4 protein-coding genes are annotated in these 5,722 nt (G+C 39.8%); 2 read left to right on the top strand and 2 right to left on the bottom strand.

Annotated elements, in window-relative coordinates; translation table 11 throughout:
* On the top strand, positions 1 to 1,321 hold a 1,321-nt coding region (locus MSG93_RS19110), incomplete at its 5' end, for an alkyl/aryl-sulfatase (protein WP_324622987.1).
* 232 nt (positions 1,322 to 1,553) lie between these two features.
* Here MSG93_RS19110 and MSG93_RS19105 read toward each other — a convergent pair.
* Together MSG93_RS19105 and MSG93_RS19100 are read right to left on the bottom strand one after the other, a co-directional pair.
* Positions 1,554 to 3,368, bottom strand: coding sequence for a relaxase/mobilization nuclease domain-containing protein (locus MSG93_RS19105; protein ID WP_004706791.1), 1,815 nt, complete (start codon positions 3,366 to 3,368; stop codon positions 1,554 to 1,556).
* Positions 3,358 to 3,759 (bottom strand): MobC family plasmid mobilization relaxosome protein, encoded by a 402-nt coding sequence (locus MSG93_RS19100; protein WP_004706792.1) that lies wholly within the window; start codon positions 3,757 to 3,759, stop codon positions 3,358 to 3,360. The genes MSG93_RS19105 and MSG93_RS19100 overlap by 11 nt, the downstream gene beginning before the upstream one ends.
* A 1,201-nt stretch (positions 3,760 to 4,960) precedes the next feature.
* On the opposite strand from MSG93_RS19100, the gene MSG93_RS19095 reads away from it, so the two are divergent.
* A partial coding sequence (locus MSG93_RS19095; RefSeq protein WP_324622986.1) for an MBL fold metallo-hydrolase occupies positions 4,961 to 5,722 on the top strand: 762 nt, incomplete at its 3' end.

The following is a 5,722-nucleotide window of genomic DNA, read 5'->3' as shown; positions in this document are numbered from 1 at the left end:
GATACGTCGTGCGACCTATATGTATGGAACCTTTTTACCAAAGAATGCTGAAGGATTGGTGGATACAGGTTTAGGTAAGGCTGTTGCTGTTGGGAAAATGGGAATCCTTGAGCCTACACAACTGATCACCCAAGCAGAACAGAAAATGACCATTGATGGTTTGGATTTTGTGTTTTATAACGTGCCGGGTTCAGAAGCGCCAGCAGAGTTAACCTTCTCTATCCCATCACTGAAACTTTATAATGGCGCAGAAATTCTTTCGCATACCATGCATAATCTTTATACCCTCCGCGGTGCCAAAGTCCGTGATGCCTTAAAATGGGTAGGCTATTTAGACCAAGCAATGCAGCATGCCAAAGCATCCGATGTATTGATTGCACAACATCATTGGCCTGTCTGGGGCAATGACAATATTCAAGATTTTATTAAAACCCAGCGAGATGTTTATAAGTTCACACATGATCAGACGGTGAGATATATGAACTCTGGTTTTAATGGTGCTGAAATTGCCGAGAAAATTCAGCTTCCAGCGGCACTTGATCAAAAGCTATATGCGCATGGCTATTATGGAACCTTAAAGCATAATGTAAAAGCGATATACCAATACTATATGGGATGGTTCGATGCTCATCCTTCCAATTTAGATCCATTACCGCCTAAAGCTGTTGCAAAAAAATATATTGAGTTGGCAGGTGGGGAGAATAATGCATTAAAAAATGCGCGGGATGCCTATGCTCAAGCTGACTATAGATGGGCTGCCGAGATTTTAAAACATATTGTGTTGAATAACCCTCAAAACCAACAAGCAAAAGACTTATTGGCAAATACGTATCGTCAATTGGGCTATGCTGCTGAGGCTTCAACTTGGCGTAATTTCTTTTTGGTGGGTGCTCAAGAGCTACAAAATAATGTACCCCTACAAAATACATCTGATCCGAGTGATTTATTGATTCACACGCCAACTGAAAGATTTCTTGAAGCCATGGCGACAAATTTAGATGTGGAAAATTTAAAAAATGAAAACCAGTGTATCAATCTGGTTTTGTCGGATACCCAAGAGAATTTTTCATTATGGGTTGAAAACTCAATCATGCAGTTTAAGCGTCATGATGACAGTAAAGATTTGGCATCGGATTGCCCAACATTAACCGTAACCAAGCCCTTATATCTAAAAATGATTACAGGTCAAATAAAAGGGGTAAAAGTCCTGCTTTCTAACGAAAGTAAAGTCAAAGGCAATCCATTGGAAATTGGAAAATTCTTTGCAATGTTTAAACGTCCAGACTCAACTTTTCCAATTGTCACTCGACCAAATGATTAGGATGAAATGACTGGGCTTAAAGAACCCTACCAAATTAAAGTCTCCGCTTTTATGTGCACACATTAGTGCACATAAATACAAAATTAGTTTAATTATTTCAATAATTTACAATCAATAAAAAAGCCTAACTTGTCTAAGTCGGGCTTTTTTATTGATTCTTCACGTTTCACGCCTAATATTTAATCATTGTTCCATATTTTTGATTAGCAACAGTCGGAATCGAGCATAAACCCTACATGCCAAAATTCATGCCCCGATCTCGCTTAGGTTGGGGCTGCTCCATTTCCTTTTTCCGTTCCTTCATTTGGACGATATTCGCTTCAATAGTTCGGACGTTTCGAGCAAATTCTGCTGAGCTTTGGCTACTTGTGACGAGACTGACCGTTGTGTGGTTGAGATTTTCTCCAGTACGTCCTCGTAATTCGTTGTAATTTGGCTCATCTCCCTGACTTTGCCATTGATCTGCTCGGTATAGGTCGCTGTATTTTTTTCCAATTCGTGAAATTGTGTCTGTATTGTCGATAATGACTTTTGTGTTTGCACTAAGTCTGTCTGTACGCTCTCCATTGCCTTTGATTGTGCTGATAAGGCTTGGATAATTTTCTTTTGCATCACGTCTAAACTCTGCTGTTGCTGCTGCAACTGAGTTTGTTGTTGCTGTAATTGCTGCTGTTGTTCTTCGATGATTTTCAATAACTGTGTTTCTAATTCGGTCATCACTTAATACCCCATCGGCACCATGAAGTTGTTCTGCCAATCCCCTGCGTCCTTGTTGATCTGAATACATAGACGTTGGGCTTTGCTGTTTTGCTGTCTGCATGTGCTGAACGTCAAACTGCCCCCCGATCGGTTCAGGTGATCCACTCGCATTTGTTTCTCGTTGATGGTCATATTGAGTGTCCGTATCTCGTTGTACTTGCTTTTGCCCATAAAACCGAGCGCAATAATGAGAATAATTAAAATAGCAGCTCCCAAAATCATTGCCATATTCAAAGTGGTAAGCTGTTTCAGTAGGCTTTTGTTCTGAACTTGCTGTTCTTTTGTCTGTATCTGCTCGTTCATTTGCTTTAAACGGCTCAATTTGGACTGTAGCAAGGCTTGGTACTGGTCGAGCTGCTTCTCGATCTGCTGTGAGCTGTTCTGTAGGTTCTGCGCTAATTTCTCGTCTGACTGCTGGATAGCGGTCGCTGTGATATTGGCTCTTGTGCTCAAGCTGTCTTTGATAATCTGTGACGTTTGCTCGATACCGCTCAGAAGTTGTTCCTCGGTACGTTGCAATTCGCTGTTGTACTTCTTGTCGATATTCGCCAGTAGCGCTAAAGCCTTGCTCATAAACCTCTCCACTTAAACGGATAGGACGTGTTGCGCCCTCGTATGGATTTTCGATTGATATTGATTTTTGGGTTTGTCGGGTGACTTTGATTTCATTCGATTCAAGCCATTCAACCAATTTTTGCCGATCGGCAACTTTGCCATCGACTACAGCTTGGTAAATCCTTTGGTGTAACTGATCTTTAAAATCCTTCACATCCTTGGGTAAGTTCTTCTTATTGATTAAAAGCTGCTGATTGTTCGGATCATCGGGATCATATAGTTGATGTTCTGCATTGGTAATCTGCTTAAACAGATCCACTCGATCTAAATCCACTGGCGCATAAAATGGCTGTAGCCGTTTGCCTGTCGAAAGCTCAACGTTTGGAATCACAAAATTCAGCTCAAGCCGTGTCTCTCCAGTATCTTGATTCACCTTATCTTGGTGCTGTACCCATAAAATTTGGTACTGATCTTTATCGAGACCAGGGAAAAGGCATTCCTCAAAATTTTGCATGATCTGCTGTTTATCCTGGTCAGATAAAGCATGCTCGTAAAAGGATAAACAACCACTGGTATATTTCTTGGCAAAAGGACTGCTATCAATCAGTTGAGCGGTCAAGTCAACATCACCACTTAAAACCTGTGCATGTTCTCGCTCTCTATCTTCACCAAGCAAATAATCTAGACAACCTTTAGATAATCCTGAACCATGTCTAAAAAAATCAACGATCATCTGGTCGTAACTCCCGAAGTTGTTGATCTATGGAAATCAACAAATGAAGTAACTTCACTTTGTCAAAAGTACCTGTCCCTGCAATATCCGTATTAATCGCTTTGGCAATCTGATTCACGTTATTACCTATACGACCCAATTCTAGGATTAAATTTCTCTCTGTCTTGCTATATGAAGATTCAACAATCTTTGTTGATTTAATTTTTTCAGCATCATCTGCTTTGGAATTATAAATCTTTGTTGCTTTATCTACTGCTGACTGACGTAGCAACTTTGCGATTGAACCAAAAGGATTATTGGCATCGAGCAATTGATATTCTGATTCTGAAAGTCTGACTTTAAACGTCCGTTCCCGTACTACTTTCTGTTTAGTTACTGAATCTATTTCCACTTGAACAATCCCATTCTTGGTCTAACCGGTTTAGAGGAAAATCTTTGATTTTTCTTTAAACCGGTTTTCGGGGGTATCGGGGGTGAAGCCCCTGATCAAGGTCACAGCTTAGCACTATTAAACGAAGTGAAATAGGGGTAACTGTGTATCCTTGCTTATTTAAAAAGGGGAAAGAATTATTTATACTAAAATTTAATCAAATGATACAGTATATAAACCCTAATAAGAACTGGCATAAATCTTGTAAAACAATAGCACTCAACTCTTTCTCACCACCACCACAGCCCTCGCTTTGCTCAGGCAGATGGTGAGCGTTGAGAGAGTTTCGGCAATACTCTCCCTAAGGGCTGTCATTCAAAAAATAACACATCCCCTAAGTATTGCCGATTTAACCTGATTAGGCTGACGGAGCCACGCATCGGTCGTATCCGCACCATGCTTCACATACATGGCAGACAAGGACTAAAGGTACTGCACCTCTCCCCACGCGCTCCCTGTCGAAGTATGGCGGTATCTCTGCGAGGATTTCTCCAACATGCAACTTAACCAACCTATACAACTACTCTCAACGCTCCGCTTTTGTGGGATTCCCCTGTAACGGTTCAGCTCCTGCTTCTCAGCTTTCACTATCGCTACGATGCACCAGTGACACTTATTCCCTCCACATGCACCGCATATCTTCCTTAAAAAGGATGCACAGAAGCTGATAAGGCTCGAATACTGTCTATGTATTGCTTATTGGATGAACGAGAGTCAGGTAACGAAAGACTTTTTACTGATACAATGCTTGCCATTTTTTATCAATTTGATAGAATTTGAAAAGCGGTACAAGCCGAAAGGTGAAATCATAACGGTCGTCAAACCTTATGATCTTCGTTACTTGATGCTCGAACATCAAATAACTGCGTACCACCAAATTTAAGACAAAACCCCTCTAAGTTGCAAGACTCAGAGGGGTTTTTCTTTAGGTTTTAACAAAATTTTTATTTTTCTCTCCTACTAACTCATGCCCAATAAGGACTGCGTAGTTTTAATAAAAACAGGTATATTCTTGTAAAATATTATTTTATGATTCCATCATAAAAAATGATGGCTGTTATTATAATGTTTGAATTGAAAAGCTTCTATTAATTCAACACATATCAAAAATAGTATAGACAAGGAAATCAACATTTATGGATATTTTGAAGAAGGAAAGACAATGAAAGTTAAATTTTTAACGGTTTCATTGATGTTTATTTTGCCATTTTCTGTTTTTGCAGCAAATGGACAAGTCGAAAAAGCGGTCATTGAATCAAATAATGCGTATAAAACGAAATATAATTTAGACGATATGACAGAGTTTAATTATGCGCAAAAAGGCTTTATTGCCAAGCCAACAGGTCAAATTAAAAGTGAAAAAGGCAATGTGATCTGGGATTTTGATGCGTTTAATTTTTTAAATGATCCAGCACCAAATACTGTTAATCCTGCACTATGGCGACAAGCAAAGCTCAACAATAATGTTGGTCTATTTAAAGTGACAGATCGAGTTTGGCAAATTCGTGGTTTTGATTTGGCAAATATGACCATTATTCAGGGTGATACTGGCTGGATTATTGTGGATACATTAACCTCTAAAGAAACGGCTGAAGCAGCACTTAAATTTGCTAGGCAGCATTTAGGTGAGCAAAAAATTTCAGCCATTATCTTTACCCATAGCCATATCGATCATTTTGGTGGTGCATTAGGCGTTCTTTCTACAGAAGAAATTAACGCTAGAAAAACCCCAATTATTGCGCCACAAGGCTTTATGGAAGAAGCGACCAGTGAAAATTTGATGGCAGGTTCAGCCATGATACGTCGTGCGACCTATATGTATGGAACCTTTTTACCAAAGAATGCTGAAGGATTGGTGGATACAGGTTTAGGTAAGGCTGTTGCTGTTGGGAAAATGGGAATCCTTGAGCCTACACAACTGATC

This window comes from Acinetobacter sp. IK40, assembly GCF_035615075.1.
GTDB lineage: Bacteria > Pseudomonadota > Gammaproteobacteria > Pseudomonadales > Moraxellaceae > Acinetobacter > Acinetobacter courvalinii.
The sequence above is the reverse complement of the archived record's forward strand: the minus strand, read 5'-3'. Positions and strand labels throughout refer to the sequence as shown.

Bases quoted from the DNA above. Each gene is read 5' to 3' on its own strand.
- MSG93_RS19105 (WP_004706791.1), bottom strand. From the start codon at position 3,368: ATGATCGTTGATTTTTTTAGACATGGTTCAGGATTATCTAAAGGTTGT.